Here is a 22,580-nt window from a genome sequence, read left to right as displayed (position 1 = left end):
CTACGCCTGGCCCTCGTCCGGCAGGCCGTTGTCGAACTGCTGCGGCTGCACGGGCTTGTGCGGCTTGCCCCGCTCGCCCTTCACCAGGGCGGCGGCGTCGGGGTAGTCGGTGACGAAGGCGTCCACGCCCAGGTCCAGGTGCGCGCGGTACTCCGCCGGCGCGTCCCCGTGGTCGATCGGGTTCTGGCCGCGGCGCAGCTGGAGGGGGAGGTACTGGTTCTCGCTGCGGAAGGTGTACACGCCGATCTTCAGCCCTGCCTTGTGCGCGTCGGACACCAGCGTCGTCGGGGTGCCCGAGCTGCCGTCCGGGTTGACCGGGATCGCCGACGACTTGTCCGGCCCGATCCACTGCGCGTACTCCGCGATCTTCGCCAGCCCTGCGGGCTTCATCATGTCCGCGTAGGTCGTCGGGTCCCCGGCCGCCGTCAGGTCGTACGGACGGCCGGTGGTGCCCAGCGCCTGCCAGAGCGGTACGCGCAGGTCCTTGGCCACCCGCTTGAGGCTGGACGGCTCGAACGACTGGACCACCACGGGGCTGTTCGGTCGGTTGAGCCCGTTGCGCTTGACGGTCTCGATCAGCGGCTCCTCCAGCGGCAGCCCGATCGACCTGAAGTAGGTCGGGTGCTTGGTCTCGGGGAAGACGCCGACCTGCCTGCCGTACTGATGCGAGAGCCGCTTGGCCAGGTCGAGCACCTCCTGGAAGGTGAGCACCTGGTAGTAGCCGTTGTACACGGTGTTGCGCTGGCGGATGGCGGGCAGCCGCTCGACCGCGCGCAGCGTCTTCAGCTCGGCCAGTGTGAAGTCCTCGGTGAACCACCCGGTCACGTTGCGCCCGTCGACGACCTTGGTGGTCTTGCGCGCGGCGAACTCGGGGTGCAGGGACACGTCGGTGGTGCCGGAGATCTCGTTCTCGTGCCTGACGACCAGCACGTGGTCCTTGGTCGGCACGAGATCGGGCTCGATCCAGTCGGCGCCCAGGGCCACGCCCAGCTCGTACGCGCCCTGCGTGTGCTCGGGGCGGTGGCCCGCCGAGCCGCGGTGGCCGATGATGACGACCTGCGACCGGTCGGGGGCGGCCTCTGCCCTGGCCGGAGCCGCGCCGGCCGCGGCCAGGGGGGTGAGGACGGCGAGGGTGGTGGCTGCGATCTTACGCACGTGGGACTCCCTGCGGTGTCCGCACCGGAGACTCTCACCGGTGATCACCGCGGCCATTATGGTAAGGACCGAAATGCCGTTATGGACCAATAATGGCGAAATTTCCGGTGACAAACTCGAGCCAACCTCGGCTAGACGGTCGAAGGCTCGGCCGCCTCGGCGGGGTGGGCCGCCTGCTTGGCAGGGATGCGCTTGCCCAGGGTGACGAACAGCAGGATCAGGCCCACGGTCAGGAGGATGTGGCCCAGTCCGGCGGCCAGCGCGATGGCTTCGTTGCTGCCGTGGCCCAGGACCGTCAGGGTCCCGTGGAGGGTCATCATGGCCACGGTCAGCGCCAGGCCCGCGTTGTAGATCCAGAAGAACCAGCCGAACAGGCGGCTGGAGGTCAACGCGAACAGCTTCTCCAGGGCGAGGACGAGGAGGAAGAAGAGCATCCCGAGCGCGAGCAGGTGCGTGTGCACGACGCTGAGCTGCGTGTCGCCGGTGAAGTCGTTCAGCTTGGTGATCTCGCGGTAGTAAAAGCCGCTGACCACACCGAGGATCATGTAGAAGTGGGCAAAGTTGAGGATCTTCCTCATGTGTGCTGACCTTCACTCTCATGCAGGGCCGGACCATGGTCCGGTCTCATCTTGAGGCAGTATCGGGATTGCGTTTCAGGGTGTCGCCGGGTCCTGGTCGCTCACGATTGAGTGGCATGGGGTCAGGCTCCGGCGTGACGGAGTGCCGCTGCGGGATATGGCCCAGCCTGTGGGCCGGAATCCGCACCGTTGGGTTGGCTGTCAGGCGACGGGTTGCGGTGACCCGGTTCGGGGACCGCTGAGCACGAGGCCGCCGGCAAGGACGACTGCCGCGGCAGTGGCGCCGTGGACGCCGAAGGCGGTTGCGGGGTCTCCGCCGGAGAGCAGCACGATGAACATGTCGCCGATCGGGGTGAGCGCCGTAGCCAGCATGACCCACCCCAGGACGCGGCGGTTGCCTGTCATCAGGACCGTGAGAATCACCAGGCCGGACGCCAGGTCCCGGGCTCCCTTGACGGCAAGGAATCCCGCACCCTCGCCGTGCGGCCAGCTCGGTAGGCCGAAGTTGGGCGCCATGGATTGGGGAGCCAGCAGGTAACTCACCCCGACATAGCCGATGAACAGGGCGCCGACGAAAGCGAGAACAGTACCGATCGTGGTACGAGATGGCAGTTTTGCGGACATCAAGCATCTCCCTCAATGCTGGTGGGGTGACGCCTGGCGGTCGCGTGTCCAGGCAGGGCTGTCGAGGAAGTGGTTGTCGTACAAGTCCTGGGAGGCCAGCAGTTCCTCAAGGGTGGCCTCGCCCCTGCGCAGGCGGTCGAGCACATGTCACGATCTCCTCGCCCGTCAGGACGCGGGCCTTGCCCTCCAAGATGTAGAACAGCTCGGTCGAGGTGGTGTGGTGGTGAGGCACGGCGCCGTCCGCGCCTTCGGCGAGCGTCATCCTGATGGTGCTCAGCGCGCCGCCGGTGTCGCTGGAGTCGAGCAGCAGTCGTCCGGTGGCTGCGGGCGAGATGATGGTCTCGGCGTCGATCTCGCGGACGATCGCCGTTTCTACGATCATTGACATGTCAGGCTCCCTTCGAGCGCGGAGGACACGAGCCGTTCTGCGTAGGCTCTGTCGACCGGCGCTCCTGTGATCAGTACTCGGTAGTAGAGAGCGCCGGACAGCTGGTCGAACAGCACCTCGGCGTCCAGGTCGGCGCGCAGCTCGCCGCGCACGCGTGCCCGCTCGATCAGGGCGATCCCGAGGGCGTTGCGCTCGGCGTACTGCTGGCGGGCCAGCTTGCCGATGTCCTCGTGCCTGGCTGCGGCCGCCACGAGCTCGCCGGCGACCCCCGCGGATGGGCCTTCGCGGCCGCCTGCCGCGCGCATGCGGTTGAGCGCGGTGGCGACCTTGTCGAGATTGTCGACGAGGTCGGCTCGGATGTCGCCGGTCTCGACGATCTCGTGGTCGGCCTGCAGCCGTGCCACCACCGCGACGGCCAAGTGGTCCTTGGTCGGCCAGCGGCGGTACAGCGTGGTCTTGGCCACGCCCGCCTGCTCGGCCACCTCATCGATGGACAGGCCTGCGTAGCCGCGCTCGAAGATCAAGGCGGCGGCGATTCGCAGCACACGCTCGTCCACCTGCGTGTCACGCGGGCGTCCGCGAGCTGCCATCATGCCCTCCTATTCCGGTACCGAGGTAGCGAAATAGAGGCTACAGCCGCCCCAGGCAATTACGCAACACAAGTTTCGTATTCGGAAAGGAAGATCCCGATGGACGTAGTCCGGGTGCCAAGGCAGGTCCGGGACGATCTCGGGGACGAACCGGCACCCCAGCTCAGCGCCACCCCGCGCGCAAGAAGCCAGCCTGCTCGCCTTGAACCGCAAGTCGGGTTAAAGATCCGATGTCGCAATTTCGGTCAGCTGATCGAGCAGGTGCCGGCGGAGGAACGACAGCTCGGCTTCGACGGCCTGCTCGTGCATCTCGACGAAAGGCGCGTAATGCCTGCCGGGCAGGCGGACCAGCTCCGCGCTGGGCGCTCGCCGCGCCGCGTCGATCGCGGGTCCCGGGGGAGCGGTCTGGTCCTGATCGCAGGTGAGGACGAGCAGTGGGCTCCGTACGCGGGACGCGTCGCGGCCGGGCTGGTAGAACGCGAGGCGGAGCGCGGAGCGGGCCGCGACCTTCTGCTGCCAGTCCGGGTGCCTGTTGTCGGGGTCGAGCGCGCCCGGGCCGTCCAGGACGTCCGGCGTGACCAGCATGGCGACAGCTCCCGGCTCGCCGGCGAGCGGCACCAGCAGCGGCCGCCGTCCGACGAGGGCGCCGACGGCGTCGGCGACGGCCCTGCCGGTGAAGCGGAGCATCGCGAGCGGTTTCTGGTGGCTCGTCACGCTGCGCATGGCGGCCGGGCCGCCGACGTTCGGCGTCTGGGCGATCACCGCCGCGAGTCGCGGATGGCGTGCCGCCACACGGATGACGTGACCGCCGGAAGCGGAGAATCCCCACAGCGCGAGCCTGCCGGGGTCCACACCAGGCAGGCTCGCGGCGAACGCGATCGCGGCCTCCCAGTCGGCCAGCTGGTTCTTGACGGGAAGAACCAGACGCGGTTGTCCGCCGCTCTCCCCGACGCCGCGGTAGTCGAAGGCGAGAACGCTGAAACCGGCATCGTGAAATCGCCTGGCGAACAGGTCGGTGGCCGGCTCCTTGGGCACCGCGAACCCGCCGGCCATGATCACACATGCGCCGTTCGTTCCGGGATAGTGCCAGGCGGCGCATTCGGTGTCGCCGCTGACGAAGCGAACCGGCTGCCGCGCGCCGGCCTCTGCTGATGTCATGGCTAAAGTGAACCATCTGGTTCGCAAATTGTCCATCAAGCCGACGCCGCGGCCTCCTCTCGCTCCAGCGCACGGACCAAGGCCTCGAACCCGGCGGCGATCCCCTCGGCATCCCGGCTGGTCCGCCACTCCACCAGGAAGCCTCGGAGCGTCCCGAGGACCATCTCGGCGACCTCGAACTTGCGCTGCTCGGACCAGCTCACCGGACAGAGCGACACCAATGAGGGCAGATAGAGCCGCGACGCCTCCCGGCCGAGCCAGCCGTAGCGGCCGGGGTCGTACATCGCCAGGCCGATGGCCTGGTCGAGCAGGCGCAGGCCCGGATCGTCCCCGCTGAGCATGGGCCACATGGCGCGTACCCGAGCGGCCAGCGTCCGGTCGGGGGGTCCCGCGGTGGCGGCGGCCATGGCGTTGACGGTGCGCCTGTCACGCAGCTTGAGTACGGCCTGCTTGAGCAGGTCGTCGACCCCGTCGAAGTGGTAGAGCAGCACCTTGTGCGTGGTGCCGGCCGCACGCGCGGCCCGCCGGAGCGAGAAGTCCACCAGCCCGTTGACCGCGAGATCGTCGGTGACCCGGTCGAGGAGTTCGCGGCGCCTGGCCTCGCCGCGCGGCGACCTCGCCGAGCGCCGGTAGCCTGCCTGTCCTGGTGAGCCGTCGTCGGCGGAGGTGTTCATCTCAGAAGCTTCCACGAACACGGATCCTCACACAGCCGGGCGGGGCCGTCCGCCGCTCGCCGACCCCTCCGTCAGTGAGTGGGGCCGGCCGGGCCGGGGACGCGGAACGGGTCGCCGGCCGGCAGCCAGGCCGTGCCGGCGTCCAGGCCGAGCGTGCCGACGTCACGGGTCAGCGCCTCGACGGTGGCCCGTACGGCCTTGCGGGTCTCACCGCGCCGGGTGACGAGGGCCCAGGTCCAGTACGGCGTCGGGTCGACCACCGGCCGTCTGCGGAGGTCGGGCGGGACCGGTACGGCCTGACCCTTCGGTGAGTTGACGACCGGGCGGCGGAGCCTGCGTACGTGGTCGAAGAAGGCCGCGCCGGTGACGCCCCCGTCGGAGATGCGCACGGCGCGGGCTCCCGTGCCACGGGAGAACTCCTCGGCATAGCGGTTCCACGAGTCCCAGGTGGCGGTGTCGTCGTCCAGCAGCACCAGCGTGTCCCTGGCCTGGACCGGGGACGCGTCCGGGCCGGTGGAGATCGCGAAGAGCGGGTCCGCGCCGATCAGCCGGGCCTCGAGGTCATGGGCGGCCAGATCGTCGGTACGCACCCAGCAGATGGCCAGGTCGATGCTGCCGTCGGCGACCCGGGCGGCCTGGGTGTGCGACGGCATGACCCAGGCGTCGACGTGCAGCTGCGCGACGCCGGACACGCGGGCGGCCAGGTCGGGCGGCCGCCAGTTGACGTAGCCGAGCCGGACCGGTTCGCTGGCGGCCATGCCGGACGCGGAGCGACGCAGCTCGTCGGCCTGGCCGAGCAGCGCCCGGACCTGGGGCAGGAGTGCCTGCCCCGAGGTGGTCAGCGTGACGGAGCGGCGGTCCCGGTCGAACAGGCGTACGCCGAGGTCCCGCTCCAGCGCCTTGATCTGCTGGGAGAGCGACGGGCCGGCGATGCGCAGCCGGGCCGCGGCCCGGCCGAAGTTCAGCTCCTCGGCCACTGCGACGAAGTAACGCAGCTGGCGTAGCTCCATCCGCCCATCGTAGTTTGGTAAGAGGATGCGCCTCCCAGCAGGGAGAATGCCGGTCGTGGCGAGATCGCCGCCGGTTGACGCACTATCTGAGTACTGAATCCCGAGAGCCGCCCCTCGCCCGCAGCCGGAGGCCGGCCATGCCATAGCAGCCGGAAGAGAAACCCATGAGCACACCCAAAGTCGCCGTGATCACCGGCGCGTCCCAAGGCATCGGCGCGGCACTGGTGGCCGCGTACCGCAAGCTCGGCTACGCGGTCGTCGCGAACGCTCGAACGATCACACCCTCCGATGACCCCATGGTCCGGACCGCCGCCGGCGACATCGCCGCCCCGTCCGTCGGCGCGGGCGTCATCGGGGAGGCACTCGACGCGTTCGGCCGCGTCGACACGTTGATCAACAACGCCGGCGTGTTCGTGTCCAAGCCGTTCACCGAGTACACCGACGAGGACTACGAGCTGGTGACGGGGGTCAACCTGCGGGGGTTCTTCGAGATCTCGCAGCAGGCCCTCGACGTGATGCTCTCCCAGGGCGGCGGACACGTGGTCAACATCACCACCACCTTGGCCGAGTACGCCGACAGCAACGTGCCGGCCGCGCTGGCGGCGCTGACCAAGGGCGGACTCAACTCGGTCACCAAATCGCTGGCCATCGAGTACGCCTCGCGAGGCATCCGGGTCAACGCGGTCGCACCCGGCGTGATCCGCACCCCGATGCACCCGGCCGAGACCCACGAGTTCCTTGCTCGCCTGCACCCGGTCGGCCGGATGGGTGAGATCCAGGACATCGTGGACGCGATCGTCTACATCGAGACGGCGTCGTTCGTCACGGGCGAGATCCTGCACGTCGACGGCGGCCAGATCGCCGGTCACTGAGTCCGCTCAGCAAGAAAGGCACACGTTGACCTCCGTAGCGGAGCACGCCACGGGAGGGGGCGCGGACGTGGTGGTGACCCCGCTCCTGCACCAGGGCTACCGTCCGGCGCTGCTCGTCGGCGCCGCCCTGGTCGCGCTGGCCGTGGCCGCCGCGGGCGCGCTGCGCCATCGCTTCCCGCACCACCTCGGCCCTCTGCCCCGCCGCGTCCATGCGGCCCGGCGTGCCGCAGCCGAGGGCTGACGCCCGTCACACCTCGCCGAACAGGAGAAAGCAGCATGGCCGACACCGAGACCCAGATTCTTCACCACGTCCTGGACCGGTGGGAGGCCGCGGTCAACGCACACGACTCCAAGCGCGTGGCCTCGTACTTCACCGACGACGCGATCTTCCAGGGCCTGCACCCGTACAGCGTCGGTCCCGGTGGTGTCGCCGAGTACTACGAGGCGCAGCCGATCGGCCTGACCGCCGCGTACTCCATCCTGGAAACGCGGCGGCCGGCCGATGACCTCGTCCTCGGCTACATGAGCGTGGACTTCGCCTTCAGGGACCGGCCGACCCTGACCGTCAACCTCTGCGTGATGGCGCGGCGGGTGGGCGACGACTGGCTCATCAGCCACTACCAGGTCTCGCGCCTTCCTTGAGGTCTCGGTCAGCGTCGCTGACCCGCAGGCCGGGCGCGGTGGCGATCTGACGGCGAGGGTTCACTGAATTGCCCGGATTCGTTCACGAACATTCCCCGACGCCGCCCGCATCCAAGAAGGGTGCAAGGTCAACAGCGACAGACAGCAGAAGGGGTAGTCGTGAAAACACCCTCAAGGGCAACATCATCTGGTACAACCGCACCGTGCAGATCGGCGCCTCGCTGAAGGCGACCGAGGACAACTGCGCCAAGGCGCGTTACAAGTTCTGGCACGGGCACAAGCTCGTCGCACAGGCCGAGCGGGTGGCCTGCTCCGGGACGAGGGGCCACGGCTTCAGCCGCCAGTTCGACCAGCGCGGCGGCATCACCGAGGTCACCGTGGATCTCCTGCAGCAGAACGGCCGCCGGGCCTGGACGTACCTCACCGGCACCAGTTGCACGCGGAGCGGCTGCCGGTGACCCCCGCCTGATCCCACGCCGGCCCTCTCGGAAAGGCGGTCCGCATACCGACAGTGACCGGCCTTGTCGTCCGCGTCGAGGTGGGCGATAGACTTTTGTGCAGAGGCTTGGGCCGGGCAGGGGGAGTAGGCCCAGGTCGGCACACAGACCGGGGGCTGGCGTGGGTAGCGGCCTGACCCAGCGCGCGGTGGCCGCGGGGATCGTGCTCGCGCTGGTCGTCGGGGCCACCTTCGTGATGCTGCTGTACTCGATGGCCGGCATGCGCCGTTCACAGCTCCGGGCCGGGCATTCCACCCAGGTCCTGGTCGTGGCCAACCGGCTGGAACGCCGGATCATGGACATGGAGACGGGCCTGCGCGGATACGCGTTCACGGGTCAGGAGCGGTTCCTTCAGCCGTGGCGGGAGGCCGTCGCCGTATATCCCAAAGAGACCGGCGAGCTGGAGAGGCTGGTCGCCGACAATCCCGCGCAGCGGGGCCGCGTGCACCGGATCGTGACCGCGGGCACCTCGTACATCGACCACTACACGAAGCCGCTCGTGCAGGCCGCCCGCCGCGGCCCCGGCGCGGTCACGGTCACGGCGGTGGCCGAGGGGGAGCGGCGCGTGGACGCGATCCGCGCCGACTTCACCGCGCTGGTGGCGGCCGAGCAGTCGCTGCTCGAGGCCCAGCAGCGAAGCTCCTACGAGGCCGCGCGCCGCGCCGGGGCCGTCGGCGCGGCGGGTCTGATCGCCTCCATCGCGCTCATCGCCGCGTACACGGCCTACCTCACGCGCGCGGTGGTCGCACCGGTACGCCGCGTGGCCGCGACCGCCGGGCGGCTGGCGGGCGGCGACCTCGCGGCGCGCGTGCCGGGCCGCGGTGTCGGTGAGATCGGCATCCTGCAGCGCAGCTTCAACACGATGGCGGCCACCCTCGCCCGCAACCGGGAGGAGCTGGCCGCCTCGCGGTCGCGTATCGTGACCGCCGCCGACCAGGCCCGCCGGCGCATCGAACGCGACCTGCACGACGGCATCCAGCAGCGGCTGGTCTCGCTCGCGCTCGAGGTCCGCACCGCCCAGACCGCGCTCACGACCGGGCCCCCGGAAGATCGGGCAGAGCTCGGCGAGCGGCTGGACCGGCTGGCCGACGGGCTGGGGGAGGCGGTGGACGAGCTGCGCGAGATCTCCCGCGGCATCCACCCGGCGATCCTGAGCCGCGCCGGCCTGGGCCCGGCGCTGAAGGTGCTCGCCCGCCGCAGTCCGGTCCCGGTCGAGCTCGATGTGAACGTGCCCGCCCGGCTGCCGGAACCGGTCGAAGTGGCCGCGTACTACGTGGTCTGCGAAGCGCTGGCGAACACCGCCAAACACGCCCGAGCGACGGTCGCGAAGGTGCGGGCGGAGGCCAGGGACGGGGTCCTGCACCTCGAGGTACACGACGACGGCGCGGGCGGCGCGGCGGCCGGCGGAGGGTCGGGCCTGGTCGGAGTGACCGACCGGGTCGAGGCGCTGGGCGGGAGCATGACCATCACCAGCCCGCCCGCCCGGGGCACGACGCTTGTCGTCGATCTCCCTGTCGCCGGCGTGTAGGCAGTTCAGCATCCGTTGAATCCTCGCAGCTCAGGCGGGCAGAGAAGGTTTGTGGACGCAAGTGCGACGCGGGTGGCGCTGGCGGACGACGACGTCCTGCTGCGTGAGGGGCTCGCGAGCCTGCTGACGAGCTCGGGGTTCGAGGTCGTCGGCCAGGCGGGGGACGCGCCCGGGCTCCTCGCTCTGGTCCGCGAGCGGAAACCGGACCTCGTCGTCGTGGACATCCGGATGCCTCCAGGACACGCGACGGAGGGCCTGGAGGCGGCCCGGGTCATCCGGGAGGAGTCGCCAGGGACGGGCATCCTGCTGCTGTCGGCGCATGTCGAGGTCGAGCAGGCGATGGAGCTGATCGCCGCGGGGCGCCGGGTGGGCTACCTGCTCAAGAGCAGGGTGATCGACGTCGGCGACTTCGTCGAGACGCTGCGGCGCATCGCCCAGGGCGGCTCGGTCGTCGACCCGAGCCTGGTCCAGGAGCTCATCGCGGCCCGCCGCAGGGACGACCCGCTGGAAACCCTCACCGAGCGGGAACGCGAGGTCCTCTCGCTGATGGCAGAGGGCCGTTCGAACGCCGGGATCGCCCACCGGCTGTGGATCACCGAGGGCACGGTCGAGAAGCATGTACGCAGCATCATGGCCAGGATGCGGCTGCCTGAGACTGAGGACGACCACAGGCGCGTGCTCGCCGTGCTCACCTTCCTCGAGTCCCGCTAGGCGACGCCGATGATCCTTTGGATGGTCCGCGCCGAGAGCTCGGACTTGGGCAGGAACGCGATCGCGGGGCTCTCGGAGATCAGGTCGGCGAAATCGCTCTCGTCGTACGCCGAGATGAGGATGACGTTCGCACGATGGCCGTTCTGTGCCTCCAGCAACCGCTGCGCCACGTCGAAACCGCTCTCTCCACCGAGGTCGATGTCGACCAGCGCGATGTCCGGGCGCAGTTCCTTGAACCGCGCCAGCGCATCGGCGCCCGTAGACGCCACACCGACGACATCGATCCCCTCATGCTCCAGGAGCTGCCTCGCCGCCTGGAGAAAGTGATCGTTGTCGTCGACGATCAGACAGCACAGACCCACACGTTCAGAATCGCAGCAGGGTACCTCTCCGCGCATTGCAGCTAGCTGGAATCTCCGAACATGACCGACTTCTAAGGGTCCGGATCGATTAGCCATACGGCGGAGCGGGAAGTCCGATTCGTGTCCCCCCGGCAGCCGTCGGAGGGAACACGTCGTGACCAAGATCGAGCCGCAGCCGGAGCCCACGATCCCCACCCCGGCCGGCCGCCGGGCCAGAACCGGGCGGTTGATCGCCTCGGTGGCGTCCACCACGGACCACAAGGTGATCGGATATCTCTACCTCTCGACCAGCTTCCTGTTCTTCCTCCTGGCCGGGGTCATGGCGATGGTGATCCGGGCCGAGCTGGTCGCCCCGGGGCTGCAGTTCGTCACGGCAGAGCAGTTCAACCAGCTCTTCACCATCCACGGCACGGTCATGCTGCTGTTGTTCGCGACCCCGCTCTTCGCCGGGTTCGCCAACTTCATCATGCCCCTGCAGATCGGCGCCCCCGACGTCGCCTTCCCCCGGCTCAACATGGTGGGCTACTGGCTGTTCCTGTTCGGCGGGCTGATCGTGGTGAGCGGCTTCTGCACGCCCGGCGGCGCCGCCCCCTTCGGCTGGTTCGCCTACACACCGCTGTCCACCGTGGACTTCAGCCCCAACGTCGGCGGCGATCTGTGGCTGATGGGGCTGGCGCTCAGCGGTCTCGGCACCATTCTCACCTCGGTGAACTTCGTCACCACCATCATCTCCATGCGGGCGCCGGGCATGACCATGTTCCGGATGCCGATCTTCACCTGGAACACCCTGCTGACCAGCATGATGGTGCTGATGGCGTTCCCGGTGCTGGCCGGGGCGCTGCTCGTGCTGGAGTCGGACCGCAAGCTCGGCACCCACGTCTTCGAGGCGGCCAGCGGCGGCGCGATGCTCTGGCAGCACCTGTTCTGGTTCTTCGGCCACCCCGAGGTGTACATCATCGCGCTGCCCTTCTTCGGCATCGTGACCGAGGTGATCCCGGTGTTCAGCCGCAAACCGCTCTTCGGCTACATCGGCATGATCGGGGCCACCATCGCCATCGCCGGGCTGTCGATGACCGTGTGGGCCCACCACATGTTCGTCACCGGACAGGTGCTGCTGCCGTTCTTCTCGTTCATGACGTTCCTCATCGCCGTCCCGACCGGGGTGAAGTTCTTCAACTGGACCGGAACGATGTGGCGCGGTCACCTGTCCTTCGAGTCGCCGATGCTCTTCGCGGTCGGCTTCCTGGTGACGTTCCTGCTGGGCGGGCTCACCGGGGTCATCCTCGCCTCGCCGCCCCTGGACTTCCACATCAGCGACACCTACTTCGTGGTGGCCCACTTCCACTACGTGGTCTTCGGCACCGTGGTCTTCGCGATGTTCTCCGGCTTCTACTTCTGGTGGCCGAAGATGACCGGCAGGATGCTCAACGACAGGCTGGGCAGGCTGCACTTCTGGCTGCTGTTCATCGGCTTCCACACGACGTTCCTCATCCAGCACTGGCTCGGCGTGCTCGGCTTCCCGCGCCGGTACGCCGACTACAGCCCGGCCGACGGGTTCACGACGCTCAACGAGATCTCCTCGGTCGGCGGGTTCCTGCTGGGGGCCTCGACCCTCGTGTTCATCTACAACGTCTACTGGACCTACCGCCACTCGCCAAAGGTGGCCGTGGACGACCCATGGGGCTTCGGCAACTCGCTGGAGTGGGCCACCTCCTGCCCACCGCCGCGGCACAACTTCACCTTTCTGCCCCGCATCCGCTCCGAACGCCCGGCCTTCGACCTGCACGTACCGCACACCGGCAGACCGCCGCTGCCCGCCGAGCCGCAGGCGGAGCTCCCGCCGTCGTAAACCTCTGCCGTCGTAGATCGCCGCATCGTCCGCCGCCATGCTGCGCCGAGGGGTCCGGCAGGCTGACTGGAAGGCGCACGATGGGAACGATCAAGGTGCACGAGTTCACCACCATCGACGGCGTGATCGACACGCCCACCTGGACCTTCGACTACGGGTTCACGCCCGCGCTGGGCGAGGCCATCGGCGCGATCACGGGCTCATGCTCGGTGGCGCTGGGCGCCGGCGCGCGGCTCTTCCCCGAGGGGCGCCGAGGACGACGCTGGCCCTCGCCGGATGCCAGGGCTTCGACAACGGAGTGGCGCATCTGACCTACACCCGGCCGACCGGCTGAAACGGGGAAGGGGCGCCGGCAAGCGCCGACGCCCCACAGAGCCGCCGGAACGCGCCGACGCCCCACAGAGCCGCCGGAACGCGCCGACGCCCCACAGAGCCGCCCTACGGGAAGACTGCGTTGAGCGCGCCGTAGTCGAGGCCGTTCGCGAGCGCCGCGTACGTGCCGCCGGCGAGCAGCTCGGCGGCCGCTCGCGCGGCCAGCCCGTAGGCGGACTGGGCGATCGCCGAGCCGACGCTCACCCGCGCGACGCCTGCCGCCGCCAGCTCGTCCACCGGCGGGGCGCCGGGCCCGGCCATCACGTTCAGCGGCAACGGCCCGCCGGCCAGGCGGGCGACGGCGTCCAGGTCCAGCAGGCCCGGCACGAACAGCCCGTCGGCGCCCGCGTCGGCGTAGACCCGCGCCCGCGACTCCACGTCGGCGAGCCGGTCCCCGGGCGCGCCCACCCCGGCCAGGTGGACGTCGGTACGGGCGTTGACGAAAAGGTCGACCCCGGCGGCCTCCGCCGCCGCCCGCGCCGTGGCGATCCGCCGGGCCTGGTCCTGCGGTGTCAGCACGGGCGCGCCGCCGGGACCGGGGGAGTCCTCGAGGTTGACGCCCACCGCGCCGGCCTCGATCACCGCCCGGACGGTGGCCGCCCGCGTCTTCGTGGTCGGCGTCATGCTAGATGCTGACCAGGAGTTCGTGGTCGATCTCGACGAACTCCACGATCAGCTCCGCGAACCGGCCGGCGATGAGCTCCTGGTAGGCGGGGGAGCCGGTGTGGGCGTCGTAGGCGGCCTGGTCGGCGAAGTGCTCCACGAAGAGCAGGTAGTCGACGTTGGCCGGGTCGCGGTAGACGCGGAACGACAGCGTGCCGTCCTCCTGCTCGGGGCCCTTCGGCGCGAACTCGCGGACGATGGCCTCCGCCTCGGCCTGCTTGCCGGGCTTGAGGTTGATGGGGAACACCTTGGCGAGCATGAGAGCTCCTTCTCGATCGGGGCGCGGCGGCACCGCACGTCAACGAGAAGAAAGGATGTTCCGTGGCGCCGGGGCGCGTCCGGCCGGATCCGGACATGTACGGCCGGTTCCGCACAGACGAGGCGGGCCTTGTAGGCGGCGCTGACCAGATGGACGCGGCTGCGGGCGTCGAGCTTGGTCAGCAGGCTGCTGACGTGGGTCTTCACCGTGCTGAGGCTGACGTACAGGGTGCGGGTGATCTCCGCGTTGGACAGGCCCCGGGCCACCAGGACGAGGACCTCACGCTCGCGCTCGGTTATGGCAAGGCCGCGGGGCGGTGGTGCCGGATCGACGAACCGCTGGATCCGCTGGATGCGCGGCCTGCTCAAGTCGCTCGCCGCCGAGGGCCGGACCGTCCTCGTGTCGAGCCATCTGATGAACGAGATGGCGGTCACGGCCGACCACCTGATCGTCATCGCGCGGGGCAGGCTGCTCGCCGACGCGAAGATCACGGAGTTGGTACGGCCCGGCCTGTCGCTGGAGGACGTGTTCATGGACGTCGTCGGGAGGAACGAGCCGTGAGCGCGGTCGCCGCAGAGTGGATCAAGCTGCGCACGCTCCGTTCGACCTGGTGGGCGCTGGGCATCGGGGTGCTGGTGTCGCTCGCGCTCACCGCGCTGGGCGCCGCCACCGTCATCTCGCGCTGGAACCACGGCCACACGCCCGACCAGGCCGCCATGGGCATCATCGTGGCCGTCTACGTGGGGGTGATCCTGGCCCAGCTGCCGCTCGGCATGCTGTGCGCGATGACGATCACCGGCGAGCACGCGTCCGGCATGATCGACACGACCCTCGTCGCCATGCCGTCCAGAGCGCGAGTGCTGCTGGCCAAGGCAGTGGTGCTGGGCGGGGCCGCGATCGCCGGCTCGCTGCTCATCGCGGTCCCGGGCTATCTCTACGGGCGGCTCGTGGCGGCGGAGTTCCACCCGTCGCTGCTGCCCGCCGGGGGCCTGGAAGGTGATCGGCGGCGGAACGCTCATGATCGTGGTGACCACGCTGCTCGGGCTGGCCCTCGGCGCGATCCTGCGCAACGGGGTCGTGGCGAGCGCGGCGCTGGTGGCCGTGGTTCTCCTGCTGCCGTTCGTCGCCACCGTGCTGCCCTGGGGCAAGGAGATCAACAGGTTCCTGCCCACGTATCCGGCGCTCCAGCTGATCGAGCAGCTGCCCGACACCATGCCGACCTGGGCGGCGTTCACCGTGCTCGCCGGGTGGGCGGTGGTCCCGCTGCTGATCGGTGTGATCGTCCAACGGCTACTGGCGAATCGGGGCGGGGCCGACTGACTGGCCCGGGACCAGAGTGCAGGGGATGAGGACGTGAGGAGGCGCGTCCTGGGCCCCTTCGAGCTGGTCGATCAGGGCGTTCACGCCGAGGCGTCCCAACTGGCCGGCCGGGGCCGCCATGACGGTGAGGGACGGCTCGATCATCTCGCCGAGCTCGGCGCTGGTCGCCGCGGAGATGACCGACAGGTCGTCCGGTACGGTGCGGCCGAGCGCTCGTGATCCCTTGATCAGCCCCGCCGAGGCGCGCTCGTTCACCAGGATGACGGCCGTCGCCTCCGGGAAGTCCTCGCTGAGCAGGCGGGCCGCCTCCCGCCCTCCGGCCGAGGAGCCCTCCACGGTGATGACGGTGGCCGGCTCGCCGAGGGCCGCCATCGCGTCGAGGTAGGCGGATTTCACCCGCGTGATCCAGCCCGGCTCGTTCCCGGCCGGGTCCTTCATGCGCAGGGTGACGAGCGCCATGCGCCGGTGGCCGAACGAGCGGAGATGCTCGACCGCCTGGTCGATCGTGGTGGCGAAGTCCATGTCGACGTACGGCAGCTCCTCGTCCTCGGTCCGCCCGATCAGCGCGAAGGGGAGCCCGGAGGCGATGAGCCGGTCGACGCGGGGGTCGCGGAGCTGGACCTCCATGAGCAGCACGCCGTCGACGAGACCGCCGGCGAGCAGGTGGGACATCTGCTCGTCGTCGTTCAGGGGCCACAGGACGAAGTCGTAGCCGCGCTCGCGAGCGCCGTTGGCGGCGCTCATGACGAACCGGTTGCCGGTGGCGTTCGGCCAGGCCTCGCGGCAGGGGTGCAGCAGCGCGAGGATGCGCGTGTGCGAGCTGGCCAGGGCGCGGGCGACGACGTTCCGCTTGTAGTCGAGCTCCTCGATGGCCGCCTCGATGCGGGCGCGCGTCTCCGGCGCGACCCGCTTGGTCCCGTTGAGGACGAAGGAGACCGTGGCGATGGAGACATTGGCGCGTTCCGCGACGTCGCGCATCGTGACCATGGATGCTGCCTCCCGGCTCGTGAGGGCGCGCGAAGAGCAGGGTAACCCTATCGTGGCTGCCTCGGTAAATCGCTTAACTAGTTATTGACATCACAGAGCGACAGGCGCACCATGCATCACGAACGAGCTCGGTTAAGCGCTTTACATCCCTATTGTCCATCCCTTGAGAGCGATGCGTCCCCCTCCATCCCGGCGGGCACCATCAACGGCGCGATCAAATGAGAAAGGAATGCGCGTGCAGCTGAACGTCACCGTATGGGGCGAGAACCGCCACGAGCAGGTCGAACCCCGTGTGGCCGAGATCTACCCGGACGGCATGCACAACGCCATCCGGCGGGGCATCGAGGGCTGGCTGGGCGAGAAGGCGACCGTCGCCACGGCCACGCTGGACGATCCCGAGCACGGCCTGACCGAGGAGGTGCTCGAGAACACCGACGTGCTCATCTGGTGGGGGCATGCCGCTCACGCGGAGGTGGCCGACGAGGTGGTCGAGCGGGTGCACCGGCACGTCCTGTCAGGCATGGGGCTGATCGTGCTGCACTCCGGCCACTGGTCGAAGATCTTCGTCAAGCTCATGGGCACCACGTGCACCCTGCGCTGGCGTAGCGAGAACGACCGCGAGCTGGTCTGGACGGTGAACCCGACCCATCCCATCGCCCGCGGCATCCCGCACCCCATCGAGATCCCCGCCCAGGAGATGTACGGCGAGCAGTTCGACATCCCGACACCCGACGAGCTGATCTTCATCAGCTCCTTCACCGGCGGCGAGGTCTTCCGCAGCGGCTGCACCTTCCGGCGCGGCAACGGCAGGATCTTCTACTTCAGCCCCGGCGACCAGGACTACCCGGTGTACCACCACCCGGACGTCCTGCACGTCATCGCCAACGGCGTCGAGTGGGCGGCCGGTGACCGGTCACAGCGGGAGCTGCCCATCCTGCTCCGCTACGACATGGGCGACTTCTTCAACGGTCACGGTTACCGCGGCGCCATGAACAACAAGGAGCGCGCCGAGTGAGTGCCTTCGCCCGTGCCGCCGACCCGGCGCGCCCGCTCCGTGTCGTCCAGGTCGGGGCCGGCTCGATGGGGCGCGCCTGGATACGGACCCTGACCGACTCCGACGACGTCGAGCTCGTCGGGGTGGTCGACCTCGACACGGAGCTGGCACAGGAGGCCGTACGGGCCGTCGGCGGCGACGCCAAGGTGGGCGCATCACTCGGCGAGATCCTCGCGCCCACCGCGCCGGACGCGGTCGTAAACGTCACCGTTCCGGCCGCGCACGGCGCGGTCAACACCGAGGCGTTGTTCGCCGGGCTGCCGGTCCTGTGCGAGAAACCGGCGGCCCCGACGCTCGCGGAGGCGCTCGTCCAGGCCGCGGCCGCCGAGGCGTCCGGGCAGCTGCTGATGATCAGCCAGTCGCGCCGGTACTTCGCCGCCCTGGCGGAGTACCGGAGCCGGGTCGCCGAGCTCGGCACGGTCGGGCTGCTCACCACCGATTTCTTCCGCGGACCGAGGTTCGGCGGCTTCCGCGACGAGATGGAGCAGCCGCTGCTGGTCGACATGGCCATCCACGCCTTCGACGCCGCCCGGTACCTGCTCGGCGCGGAGCCGGTCTCCGTCGTCTGCGAGAGCTGGAACCCGGCCTGGAGCTGGTATCGGGGCGACGCGGCGGCGACGGCGAACTTCCGTTTCGACGACGGCGCCCGCTACGTGTTCACCGGGAGCTGGTGCGCGGACGGTCTGGAGACGTCCTGGAACGGCGAGTGGCGAGCCTCCGGCTCCGAGGGCACGGCCACCTGGGACGGCGAGGACCAGGTCGCCTCCAGCGTCAGCGGCGCGGTCGCCGTGCCGCCGGGCCGCAACGAGCAGATCGCCGGAGCGCTCGTGGAATTCGTCGCGGCGCTGCGTACGGGCGTGGAGCCGTCAGGGACGATCGCCGGCAACATCCGCAGTCTCGCCATGGTGGCGGCGGCCGTCCGCTCCGCGGAGTCGGGCAGGCGCGTCGAGATCGACGCGCTGCTGGACGAGGCCTATCGCGACGCGCTGACCCACGCCGTGCCCGAGGAGATCCGTACGAGACTCGAGTTCTGGGGGACGCCGACGGCCGCGCTCACGGAGGAACGCGCCGGCAGGGGTTAGGGGTTCAGCAGGCCGCGCACGATCGCCCGTACGCCCTTCTCGTAGGTGTCGCGGGCGGTCAGCTCCTCCCAGCGTTCGCCCAGCGCGGCCAGGCGCGGCAGCTCGGCCGCGTCGAGGTCGGCGAACAGCCGGCCGCGGTACGTCGGCCTGCCGCCCTCGCGCCGGCGGCCGGCGGCCGCCCGCGCGGTGATCTCGCCCGCGGTGTAGTGCCAGATGATCCGGTAGAGGTCCACGGCCGCCTCCGGGGTGAGCCCGGCGCGTACGGCCGCGTCGATGATGCTCTCCGGATACCACAGCGCGTGGACGGACATCAGGTCGTCGGCCCTGAGCACCTCGACGGTCCACGGCACGCCGGTCAGCGCCTGCCGCATGGCGACGGCGGCGGCCACGATGCGCTCGTCCTCAGGCTCGTCGGGCAGCTCCGGCCGGGGCATGCCGCTCGCGTAGTCGTCGAGGAGGAGCAGGAGCAGCTCGTCCTTGTCCTGGACGTGGTGGTAGAGCGCCATCGGCGTGGTGCCCACCTCGCGGGCGAGCCTGCGCATGGTCAGGCCCGGTACGCCCTCCTCGCCGATGATGCGGTGGGCCGCGGACACGATGTCCGCTCTGGAGATCTTGGGGGGCCGCCCCGTACGCGCCGGCATCCTGTCATGTTACTTTCTATACATGTATAAAAAGTCCCCCTGGGCGGCTGTCGGCGTGCTCGCGTTCGCCGTGGCCGTGGGAACCCTGCAGATGACCGCGGTGGTGCCCCTGCTTCCCCTGCTGCAACGTCAGCTCGACGTGCCGCTCACCTCCGCTTCCTGGATCGTGAGCTCCGCGCTGCTGTCCGGAGCGGTCTCCATCCCGCTGCTGTCGCGCCTCGGCGACCTGTACGGCAGGCGGCGCGTGGCCATGGCCGCCCTCGGCCTGCTGATCATCGGGGCGCTGGTGAGCGCCGTGGCCACCACGCTCGCCCTCGTCATCGCCGGACGGGTGCTGCAAGGCGTGGTCGCGCCCCTGCTGCCGCTGGCCATGGGCATGGCCAGGCAGCAGGTGGCCCGCGACCGGCTCCCCACGGCCATCGGCGTGCTGAGCGCCATGATGGGGGTCGGCAGCGGCGCGGGCATGATCCTCGCGGGCCTGGTCGGCGGCACGTACCAGGCGCTGTTCTGGATCCTGGCGGGGCTCGGCGCCGCGGGGTTGGTGCTCGTCGCCCTCTTCGTCCCCGAACCGCCCCCGCCCGCGCCCGACGGGCGTCCCGATCTCGCGGGCGCCGCGCTGGTGGCCGCCTGGCTGGTCTGCCTGCTGCTGGCCATCACGAAGGGCGCGGCCTGGGGCTGGACGTCCCCGCCCACCTTGGGGCTGCTCGGAGCGGCCGTGGCGGTGTTCGCCCTGTGGATCGCGGCGGCCCGGCGGACCGCGTCGCCGCTGATCGAGATCCCCATGCTGACGCACCGGGGGACGGTGGGCGCGACGGTGGCGTCGCTGCTGCTCGGGTTCGCGCTGTTCGGGGCCATCACCACGCTGTCGTCCGTGGCGCAGACGGCGCTGGGCGCCTCGGTGCTCCAGGTCGGCCTGTACCTGCTGCCGGCGGCTCTGCTGATGCTGGTGGTCTCGCTGTTCGCGGGCCGTCTCATGCGGCGCTTCCCGGCCTCGTCGCTGGTCGGCAGCGGCTCCTCGCTGGTGGCCGTGGCCACCCTGTGGCTGAGCCTGGCCCACCACCGGCCGTTCGACCTCTACGGGGCGGCGACAGTCCTCGGCGTGGGCCTCGGCCTCGGGTACGCGGCGCTCGGCACGATGGCCGTCGAGCACGTCGAACCCGCCAAGACCGCGGCGGCCGGAGGCGTGAACGCCCTGGTGAGGCTCGTCGGAAGCAGCCTGGCCGGCGCGGTGACCGCGGCCGTGATGTCCGGCTCAGGAGCGGGATGGAGCTTCGGCGCCTCGGCGCTCGCGGCCCTGGTCTCCGCGATCTTCGGTTACGCGCATGGTGCTCTGGCCCGGGTTCCGGGCCTGGCGAAGGGGGAATGGGCATGACCCACGACGGCAGCGCCGCCGAGCAGCGACTGATCGCATGGGGTGACGAACTGGTGAAGCTGCACGACGGTTTCCGCCGCGACCTCGCGGAACTGCGGCGTACGGCCGGCTGGAGCCCTGGCATCCGAGAGCACTGCCTGACCTTCTGCCAGGCCCTGCACGCCCACCATGCCGGCGAGGACGACGTCCTCTTCCCGCACCTGGACGGCCTGCACCCAGAACTGGCCGCGGTGCTGACCCGGCTGCGCGGCGAGCACCAGGTGGTGGCGCGCATCCTGGCCCAGATCCGGACCCTGCTTGACACCGGCGATCCCGCCGAACTTGCGACCGAGCTCGACCGGCTCGGCGCGGAGCTGGAGGCGCACCTGGATTACGAGGAAGAGCAGCTCGTGCCGCTGCTCAACAAGATGATCGACGTTCCCGAGGACCTGTAGGTCCAGGCCCGGCGGCGGCTGTCAGCTTGCTTCGAACCACACGGCCTTGCCTGTGTGAGTGAGATCGACTCCCCAGCGCTTGGCCAGCAGATGGACCATGAAGAGCCCACGCCCGCCCTCGTCGTTGGGGCCGTGCCGCCGGGTGCACGGGAGCCGCGGGTCCTCGTCCCAGACCTCGCAGCGAAGAGTGTCGCCGCGGGACGAGAGGGTGAGGACCGGGTCCCCACGGGCATGTTCCACGGCGTTGGTGAGCAGCTCGCTGGCGAGCAGCTGCATGGTGTCCATGATCTCACTGCGCCGGTGGATCCCCCATTCGCTGAGCTTGTTGCTGATGAGGTGACGCCCGGCCGGGATCGAGGCCGGATCCTGTGGCAGCTCCCACGACGCGTGGCGGTCCTCGAGAACCGCTCTCGCCCTGCGCACGAGGCCTTGCAGCCGGCGGGCTGTGGCTTCCAGGCCACGCGGGCGGTCCCCATTCGGGCTCGGGATGAGTTGTCTGTTATGGCCGAGCGTGTCGGTGTTGCTCGGCGGGCGTGGCCCGGAACAGCGCAAGACGGCACGACCCATGATCGACAGATCGTGGATGTCGATGGTCATCGCCTCCCTTCGTCGGCTGCGAACGTTGCTCGTACTCCCTTACGATTCCGGCTGCCGTGGGTCGCCGTCTTCACCACCAGCACCCATCTTCGATCCCGGGAAACGGCACTTCGGCGTGCTAGCTAGCTGGAATGAGGGCTCACCTGGCCGCTAGTTTGGGGCATCAGGTGATCACGAACGGAGGCCGTGTCATGACGGAGCAGGGCGGTGGCGTGTCGGCGGCGATCGACGTCACCAGGCCGAGCGTCGCCCGGATGTACGACTACTACCTGGGGGGAAAGGACAACTTCGAGATCGACCGCGACGCCGTGCGGCGGGTGGAGAAGGCGATGCCCGAGGTCCGCCGGCTGGCTCAGGAGAACCGCGCCTTCCTGCGCCGCGCCGTGCGGCACATGGCCCGGCAGGGGATCCGGCAGTTCATCGACATCGGCTCCGGCCTGCCCACCGCGGGCAACACGCACGAGATCGCCCAGCAGATCGTCCCGGACGCCCGCGTGGTCTACGTCGACAACGACCCGGTCGTGCTGCAGCACGGCCGCGCGCTCCTGGCGACCGACGAGCACACCGCCGTGGCCTCCGCCGACATGCGGCAGCCGGCCGCGGTTATCGGACATCCGGAAACGGCCAAGCTGATCGACTTCAGCGAGCCGGTCGGCGTCCTGATGATCGCCATGGTCCACTTCCTCACCATGGACGAGCAGAGCCGGATCATGGGCGAGCTGCGTGACGTCCTGTCGTCCGGGAGCCACTTCGCGGCCACCCACGTCACCCGTGACGGCCACTCGGCGGACTCGGTCGCCCAGATCGAGGCCGTGTACGCGGCCACCCCGACGCCCATCTACTTCCGTGAGCACGCGGAGGTCGCCCGCTTCTTCGACGGGTTCGATCTGGTCGATCCCGGTCTGGTCACCATCGACATGTGGCATCCCGACCCGGACGACCCGGCCCCCGAGGCGACGAGGTGGCTGTACGGAGGCGTCGGCCGCAAGCCCTGAGCGTCACCCGCGCGGCCTCCCGGTCTGACCGGCCGTAATTCCGAGTCCGATTCTGGTAACTCAGCGTGAGATGCCAACTGTTACGGTCACGAACCGTGTGCTGACAAAGAGTCAACCCGCCATTCGTGTTGATTCTTCGCATCTGTACCTTGAAGTACTTCTGCCC

28 protein-coding genes and 3 pseudogenes are annotated in these 22,580 nt (G+C 69.8%); 16 read left to right on the top strand and 15 right to left on the bottom strand.

Features of this window, described 5'->3' with window-relative positions; genetic code table 11:
- From ABD830_RS21480 to ABD830_RS21445, 8 genes are all read right to left on the bottom strand, one after another.
- Window positions 1–1,155, bottom strand: coding sequence for a glycerophosphodiester phosphodiesterase (locus ABD830_RS21480; protein ID WP_344990002.1), 1,155 nt, complete (start codon window positions 1,153–1,155; stop codon window positions 1–3).
- Between the two features lie 131 nt (window positions 1,156–1,286).
- A complete protein-coding gene (locus ABD830_RS21475; protein WP_344989999.1) occupies window positions 1,287–1,733 on the bottom strand; it encodes a DUF2871 domain-containing protein in 447 nt (148 codons plus the stop codon).
- Window positions 1,734–1,934: 201 nt separating this feature from the next.
- Window positions 1,935–2,357, bottom strand: a complete 423-nt coding sequence (locus ABD830_RS21470; RefSeq protein WP_344989996.1) for a DUF4267 domain-containing protein — start codon at window positions 2,355–2,357, stop codon at window positions 1,935–1,937.
- Between the two features lie 106 nt (window positions 2,358–2,463).
- Window positions 2,464–2,745 (bottom strand): hypothetical protein, encoded by a 282-nt coding sequence (locus ABD830_RS21465; RefSeq protein ID WP_344989993.1) that lies wholly within the window; start codon window positions 2,743–2,745, stop codon window positions 2,464–2,466.
- Window positions 2,736–3,338, bottom strand: a complete 603-nt coding sequence (locus tag ABD830_RS21460; RefSeq protein WP_344989990.1) for a TetR/AcrR family transcriptional regulator — start codon at window positions 3,336–3,338, stop codon at window positions 2,736–2,738. Before ABD830_RS21460 ends, ABD830_RS21465 begins: the two co-directional genes overlap by 10 nt.
- Before the next feature lie 216 nt (window positions 3,339–3,554).
- Window positions 3,555–4,493: an alpha/beta hydrolase gene (locus tag ABD830_RS21455; protein WP_344989987.1), complete on the bottom strand. Its 939-nt coding sequence runs from the start codon at window positions 4,491–4,493 to the stop codon at window positions 3,555–3,557.
- 35 nt (window positions 4,494–4,528) lie between these two features.
- The gene (locus ABD830_RS21450; RefSeq protein ID WP_344989984.1) at window positions 4,529–5,182 is read right to left on the bottom strand and encodes a TetR/AcrR family transcriptional regulator; all 654 of its coding nucleotides are present in this window, start codon (window positions 5,180–5,182) and stop codon (window positions 4,529–4,531) included.
- A 56-nt stretch (window positions 5,183–5,238) separates the two neighbouring features.
- Complete coding sequence (locus ABD830_RS21445) at window positions 5,239–6,177, bottom strand: LysR family transcriptional regulator (RefSeq protein WP_344989981.1); 939 nt, start codon at window positions 6,175–6,177, stop codon at window positions 5,239–5,241.
- A gap of 164 nt (window positions 6,178–6,341) precedes the next feature.
- Here ABD830_RS21445 and ABD830_RS21440 point away from each other — a divergent pair, with 164 nt between their 5' ends.
- From ABD830_RS21440 to ABD830_RS21415, 6 genes are all read left to right on the top strand, one after another.
- Window positions 6,342–7,049 carry an SDR family NAD(P)-dependent oxidoreductase gene (locus ABD830_RS21440; protein WP_344989978.1) on the top strand — a complete coding sequence of 236 codons (708 nt, stop codon included), beginning with the start codon at window positions 6,342–6,344 and terminating at the stop codon, window positions 7,047–7,049.
- A 25-nt stretch (window positions 7,050–7,074) separates the two neighbouring features.
- Window positions 7,075–7,290, top strand: coding sequence for a hypothetical protein (locus ABD830_RS21435; protein WP_344989975.1), 216 nt, complete (start codon window positions 7,075–7,077; stop codon window positions 7,288–7,290).
- 35 nt (window positions 7,291–7,325) lie between these two features.
- Window positions 7,326–7,691 (top strand): YybH family protein, encoded by a 366-nt coding sequence (locus tag ABD830_RS21430; RefSeq protein ID WP_344989972.1) that lies wholly within the window; start codon window positions 7,326–7,328, stop codon window positions 7,689–7,691.
- Between the two features lie 203 nt (window positions 7,692–7,894).
- Window positions 7,895–8,149 (top strand): hypothetical protein, encoded by a 255-nt coding sequence (locus tag ABD830_RS21425; protein ID WP_344989970.1) that lies wholly within the window; start codon window positions 7,895–7,897, stop codon window positions 8,147–8,149.
- A 160-nt stretch (window positions 8,150–8,309) separates the two neighbouring features.
- On the top strand, window positions 8,310–9,716 hold the full coding sequence (locus ABD830_RS21420; protein ID WP_344989967.1) for a CHASE3 domain-containing protein: 1,407 nt from the start codon (window positions 8,310–8,312) through the stop codon (window positions 9,714–9,716).
- Between the two features lie 51 nt (window positions 9,717–9,767).
- Window positions 9,768–10,427 carry a response regulator gene (locus ABD830_RS21415; RefSeq protein ID WP_344989965.1) on the top strand — a complete coding sequence of 220 codons (660 nt, stop codon included), beginning with the start codon at window positions 9,768–9,770 and terminating at the stop codon, window positions 10,425–10,427.
- On the opposite strand, the gene ABD830_RS21410 is transcribed toward ABD830_RS21415, so the two are convergent.
- The gene (locus ABD830_RS21410; protein ID WP_344989962.1) at window positions 10,424–10,825 is read right to left on the bottom strand and encodes a response regulator transcription factor; all 402 of its coding nucleotides are present in this window, start codon (window positions 10,823–10,825) and stop codon (window positions 10,424–10,426) included. The genes ABD830_RS21415 and ABD830_RS21410 overlap by 4 nt on opposite strands.
- Before the next feature lie 151 nt (window positions 10,826–10,976).
- On the opposite strand from ABD830_RS21410, the gene ctaD reads away from it, so the two are divergent.
- Together ctaD and ABD830_RS21400 are read left to right on the top strand one after the other, a co-directional pair.
- Window positions 10,977–12,638 (top strand): aa3-type cytochrome oxidase subunit I, encoded by a 1,662-nt coding sequence (ctaD, locus tag ABD830_RS21405; protein ID WP_378521038.1) that lies wholly within the window; start codon window positions 10,977–10,979, stop codon window positions 12,636–12,638.
- Window positions 12,639–12,718: 80 nt separating this feature from the next.
- A complete protein-coding gene (locus ABD830_RS21400) occupies window positions 12,719–12,949 on the top strand; it encodes a hypothetical protein (protein WP_344989959.1) in 231 nt (76 codons plus the stop codon).
- A gap of 127 nt (window positions 12,950–13,076) precedes the next feature.
- On the opposite strand, the gene ABD830_RS21395 is transcribed toward ABD830_RS21400, so the two are convergent.
- The 3 genes and pseudogenes from ABD830_RS21395 to ABD830_RS21385 all read right to left on the bottom strand — a co-directional run.
- Window positions 13,077–13,634, bottom strand: coding sequence for an isocitrate lyase/phosphoenolpyruvate mutase family protein (locus tag ABD830_RS21395; protein ID WP_344989957.1), 558 nt, complete (start codon window positions 13,632–13,634; stop codon window positions 13,077–13,079).
- A 1-nt stretch (window position 13,635) separates the two neighbouring features.
- Window positions 13,636–13,932 carry a putative quinol monooxygenase gene (locus tag ABD830_RS21390; RefSeq protein ID WP_344989954.1) on the bottom strand — a complete coding sequence of 99 codons (297 nt, stop codon included), beginning with the start codon at window positions 13,930–13,932 and terminating at the stop codon, window positions 13,636–13,638.
- A gap of 197 nt (window positions 13,933–14,129) precedes the next feature.
- Window positions 14,130–14,198: pseudogene (locus tag ABD830_RS21385) on the bottom strand (DNA-binding response regulator); the annotation flags it as partial.
- 76 nt (window positions 14,199–14,274) lie between these two features.
- Here ABD830_RS21385 and ABD830_RS54290 point away from each other — a divergent pair.
- From ABD830_RS54290 to ABD830_RS21370, 3 genes and pseudogenes are all read left to right on the top strand, one after another.
- Window positions 14,275–14,433 (top strand): annotated as a pseudogene (locus tag ABD830_RS54290) (ABC transporter ATP-binding protein); the annotation flags it as partial.
- A gap of 56 nt (window positions 14,434–14,489) precedes the next feature.
- Window positions 14,490–14,804, top strand: a pseudogene (locus tag ABD830_RS54285) (ABC transporter permease); the annotation flags it as partial.
- 145 nt (window positions 14,805–14,949) lie between these two features.
- Window positions 14,950–15,252, top strand: coding sequence for a hypothetical protein (locus ABD830_RS21370; RefSeq protein ID WP_344989947.1), 303 nt, complete (start codon window positions 14,950–14,952; stop codon window positions 15,250–15,252).
- Here the strand turns inward: ABD830_RS21370 and ABD830_RS21365 are convergent.
- Entirely contained in the window at window positions 15,223–16,239 is a 1,017-nt protein-coding gene (locus tag ABD830_RS21365; RefSeq protein ID WP_344989944.1) for a LacI family DNA-binding transcriptional regulator, read from the bottom strand. The two genes, ABD830_RS21370 and ABD830_RS21365, sit on opposite strands and share 30 nt — an antisense overlap.
- 229 nt (window positions 16,240–16,468) lie before the next feature.
- Here ABD830_RS21365 and ABD830_RS21360 point away from each other — a divergent pair, with 229 nt between their 5' ends.
- Both ABD830_RS21360 and ABD830_RS21355 read left to right on the top strand, forming a co-directional pair.
- Window positions 16,469–17,254: a ThuA domain-containing protein gene (locus ABD830_RS21360; RefSeq protein ID WP_344989942.1), complete on the top strand. Its 786-nt coding sequence runs from the start codon at window positions 16,469–16,471 to the stop codon at window positions 17,252–17,254.
- On the top strand, window positions 17,251–18,375 hold the full coding sequence (locus ABD830_RS21355) for a Gfo/Idh/MocA family protein (protein WP_344989939.1): 1,125 nt from the start codon (window positions 17,251–17,253) through the stop codon (window positions 18,373–18,375). The genes ABD830_RS21360 and ABD830_RS21355 overlap by 4 nt, the downstream gene beginning before the upstream one ends.
- On the opposite strand, the gene ABD830_RS21350 is transcribed toward ABD830_RS21355, so the two are convergent.
- The gene (locus ABD830_RS21350; protein ID WP_344989936.1) at window positions 18,372–19,016 is read right to left on the bottom strand and encodes a TetR/AcrR family transcriptional regulator; all 645 of its coding nucleotides are present in this window, start codon (window positions 19,014–19,016) and stop codon (window positions 18,372–18,374) included. The genes ABD830_RS21355 and ABD830_RS21350 overlap by 4 nt on opposite strands.
- A 22-nt stretch (window positions 19,017–19,038) precedes the next feature.
- On the opposite strand from ABD830_RS21350, the gene ABD830_RS21345 reads away from it, so the two are divergent.
- The gene (locus ABD830_RS21345; RefSeq protein WP_344989934.1) at window positions 19,039–20,388 is read left to right on the top strand and encodes an MFS transporter; all 1,350 of its coding nucleotides are present in this window, start codon (window positions 19,039–19,041) and stop codon (window positions 20,386–20,388) included.
- Window positions 20,385–20,822 carry a hemerythrin domain-containing protein gene (locus ABD830_RS21340; RefSeq protein WP_344989932.1) on the top strand — a complete coding sequence of 146 codons (438 nt, stop codon included), beginning with the start codon at window positions 20,385–20,387 and terminating at the stop codon, window positions 20,820–20,822. Before ABD830_RS21345 ends, ABD830_RS21340 begins: the two co-directional genes overlap by 4 nt.
- A 21-nt stretch (window positions 20,823–20,843) precedes the next feature.
- On the opposite strand, the gene ABD830_RS21335 is transcribed toward ABD830_RS21340, so the two are convergent.
- Window positions 20,844–21,419 carry an ATP-binding protein gene (locus ABD830_RS21335; RefSeq protein WP_344989930.1) on the bottom strand — a complete coding sequence of 192 codons (576 nt, stop codon included), beginning with the start codon at window positions 21,417–21,419 and terminating at the stop codon, window positions 20,844–20,846.
- Window positions 21,420–21,610: 191 nt separating this feature from the next.
- Here ABD830_RS21335 and ABD830_RS21330 point away from each other — a divergent pair, with 191 nt between their 5' ends.
- Entirely contained in the window at window positions 21,611–22,414 is an 804-nt protein-coding gene (locus ABD830_RS21330) for an SAM-dependent methyltransferase (protein WP_344989927.1), read from the top strand.
- The last annotated feature ends 166 nt before the right edge of the window (window positions 22,415–22,580 follow it).

The organism is Nonomuraea helvata (genome assembly GCF_039535785.1).
Lineage (GTDB): Bacteria > Actinomycetota > Actinomycetes > Streptosporangiales > Streptosporangiaceae > Nonomuraea > Nonomuraea helvata.
The sequence above is the reverse complement of the archived record's forward strand: the minus strand, read 5'-3'. Positions and strand labels throughout refer to the sequence as shown.

Bases quoted from the DNA above. Each gene is read 5' to 3' on its own strand.
- ABD830_RS21475 (WP_344989999.1), bottom strand. From the start codon at position 1,733: ATGAGGAAGATCCTCAACTTTGCCCACTTCTACATGATCCTCGGTGTG.
- ABD830_RS21470 (WP_344989996.1), bottom strand. From the start codon at position 2,357: ATGTCCGCAAAACTGCCATCTCGTACCACGATCGGTACTGTTCTCGCT.
- ABD830_RS21465 (WP_344989993.1), bottom strand. From the start codon at position 2,745: ATGTCAATGATCGTAGAAACGGCGATCGTCCGCGAGATCGACGCCGAG.
- ABD830_RS21460 (WP_344989990.1), bottom strand. From the start codon at position 3,338: ATGATGGCAGCTCGCGGACGCCCGCGTGACACGCAGGTGGACGAGCGT.
- ABD830_RS21455 (WP_344989987.1), bottom strand. From the start codon at position 4,493: ATGACATCAGCAGAGGCCGGCGCGCGGCAGCCGGTTCGCTTCGTCAGC.
- ABD830_RS21445 (WP_344989981.1), bottom strand. From the start codon at position 6,177: ATGGAGCTACGCCAGCTGCGTTACTTCGTCGCAGTGGCCGAGGAGCTG.
- ABD830_RS21440 (WP_344989978.1), top strand. From the start codon at position 6,342: ATGAGCACACCCAAAGTCGCCGTGATCACCGGCGCGTCCCAAGGCATC.
- ABD830_RS21430 (WP_344989972.1), top strand. From the start codon at position 7,326: ATGGCCGACACCGAGACCCAGATTCTTCACCACGTCCTGGACCGGTGG.
- ABD830_RS21410 (WP_344989962.1), bottom strand. From the start codon at position 10,825: ATGCGCGGAGAGGTACCCTGCTGCGATTCTGAACGTGTGGGTCTGTGC.
- ABD830_RS21400 (WP_344989959.1), top strand. From the start codon at position 12,719: ATGGGAACGATCAAGGTGCACGAGTTCACCACCATCGACGGCGTGATC.
- ABD830_RS21395 (WP_344989957.1), bottom strand. From the start codon at position 13,634: ATGACGCCGACCACGAAGACGCGGGCGGCCACCGTCCGGGCGGTGATC.
- ABD830_RS21390 (WP_344989954.1), bottom strand. From the start codon at position 13,932: ATGCTCGCCAAGGTGTTCCCCATCAACCTCAAGCCCGGCAAGCAGGCC.
- ABD830_RS21370 (WP_344989947.1), top strand. From the start codon at position 14,950: ATGATCGTGGTGACCACGCTGCTCGGGCTGGCCCTCGGCGCGATCCTG.
- ABD830_RS21365 (WP_344989944.1), bottom strand. From the start codon at position 16,239: ATGGTCACGATGCGCGACGTCGCGGAACGCGCCAATGTCTCCATCGCC.
- ABD830_RS21360 (WP_344989942.1), top strand. From the start codon at position 16,469: ATGCGCGTGCAGCTGAACGTCACCGTATGGGGCGAGAACCGCCACGAG.
- ABD830_RS21350 (WP_344989936.1), bottom strand. From the start codon at position 19,016: ATGCCGGCGCGTACGGGGCGGCCCCCCAAGATCTCCAGAGCGGACATC.
- ABD830_RS21345 (WP_344989934.1), top strand. From the start codon at position 19,039: ATGTATAAAAAGTCCCCCTGGGCGGCTGTCGGCGTGCTCGCGTTCGCC.
- ABD830_RS21340 (WP_344989932.1), top strand. From the start codon at position 20,385: ATGACCCACGACGGCAGCGCCGCCGAGCAGCGACTGATCGCATGGGGT.
- ABD830_RS21335 (WP_344989930.1), bottom strand. From the start codon at position 21,419: ATGACCATCGACATCCACGATCTGTCGATCATGGGTCGTGCCGTCTTG.
- ABD830_RS21330 (WP_344989927.1), top strand. From the start codon at position 21,611: ATGACGGAGCAGGGCGGTGGCGTGTCGGCGGCGATCGACGTCACCAGG.